This is a genomic window from uncultured Nonlabens sp. (assembly GCF_947495285.1).
Lineage (GTDB): Bacteria > Bacteroidota > Bacteroidia > Flavobacteriales > Flavobacteriaceae > Nonlabens.
Map to the genome: position 1 here is coordinate 1 of NZ_CANLXZ010000065.1, position 1,681 is coordinate 1,681.

The window sequence follows — 1,681 nt, forward strand, 5'->3', positions numbered from 1 at the left end:
TTTCATAAATCACTTTTCTAGTTCTATTATTTCAAGAACTCCAGAAAGGAGGTGTTCCAGCCGCACCTTCCGGTACGGCTACCTTGTTACGACTTAGCCCCAGTTACCGGTTTTACCCTAGGCAGCTCCTTGCGGTCACCGACTTCAGGCACCCCCAGCTTCCATGGCTTGACGGGCGGTGTGTACAAGGCCCGGGAACGTATTCACCGCATCATGGCTGATATGCGATTACTAGCGATTCCAGCTTCACGTAGTCGAGTTGCAGACTACGATCCGAACTGAGATAGGGTTTGAAGATTCGCTCCTTCTCACGAAGTGGCTGCTCTCTGTCCCTACCATTGTAGCACGTGTGTGGCCCAGGACGTAAGGGCCGTGATGATTTGACGTCATCCCCACCTTCCTCACGGTTTGCACCGGCAGTCTCACTAGAGTCCCCGACTTGAATCGCTGGCAACTAGTAATAGGGGTTGCGCTCGTTATAGGACTTAACCTGACACCTCACGGCACGAGCTGACGACAACCATGCAGCACCTTGTATATTGTCCGAAGAAAAGTCTATTTCTAAACCTGTCAACATACATTTAAGCCCTGGTAAGGTTCCTCGCGTATCATCGAATTAAACCACATGCTCCACCGCTTGTGCGGGCCCCCGTCAATTCCTTTGAGTTTCATTCTTGCGAACGTACTCCCCAGGTGGGTTACTTATCACTTTCGCTTGGCCACTCAGTACTTAATCGTACCAAACAGCTAGTAACCATCGTTTACGGCGTGGACTACCAGGGTATCTAATCCTGTTCGCTACCCACGCTTTCGTCCATCAGCGTCAATATATTGTTAGTGATCTGCCTTCGCAATTGGTATTCTATGTAATATCTAAGCATTTCACCGCTACACTACATATTCTAACCACTTCACAATAATTCAAGACTAACAGTATCAATGGCAGTGCCGGAGTTAAGCCCCTGCATTTCACCACTGACTTATTAGCCCGCCTACGGACCCTTTAAACCCAATGATTCCGGATAACGCTTGCACCCTCCGTATTACCGCGGCTGCTGGCACGGAGTTAGCCGGTGCTTATTCTTACGGTACCGTCAAATATCTACTCGTAGATATATTTCTTCCCGTACAAAAGTAGTTTACAACCCATAGGGCCGTCTTCCTACACGCGGCATGGCTGGATCAGGCTTCCGCCCATTGTCCAATATTCCTCACTGCTGCCTCCCGTAGGAGTCTGGTCCGTGTCTCAGTACCAGTGTGGGGGATCTCCCTCTCAGGACCCCTACCTATCGTAGCCATGGTAAGCCGTTACCTTACCATCTAGCTAATAGGACGCATACTCATCTATTACCGTAACCTTTAATTAGTAATCCATGCGGATCAATAATACCATGAGGTCTTAATCCAAATTTCTTCGGGCTATCCCTCAGTAATAGGTAGATTGTATACGCGTTACGCACCCGTGCGCCGGTCGCCATCTTCTAGCAAGCTAGAAATGCTGCCCCTCGACTTGCATGTGTTAGGCCTGCCGCTAGCGTTCATCCTGAGCCAGGATCAAACTCTTCATCGTCGAATCTTTTAAAGATCATTTAATTTAATGACTTTATCGAAACCACTTAATTAGCTTTGTGTCTATTTTATTTTTAAATTTAATGCTTCGTAAAACAATAAATATTTTTTT

At 47.4% G+C, this 1,681-nt stretch carries 1 rRNA gene; it reads right to left on the minus strand.

The features are described from left to right. Positions 1 to 44: 44 nt before the first annotated feature. A 16S ribosomal RNA gene (locus Q0838_RS14125) occupies positions 45 to 1,570 on the minus strand. Between the last annotated feature and the right edge of the window lie 111 nt (positions 1,571 to 1,681).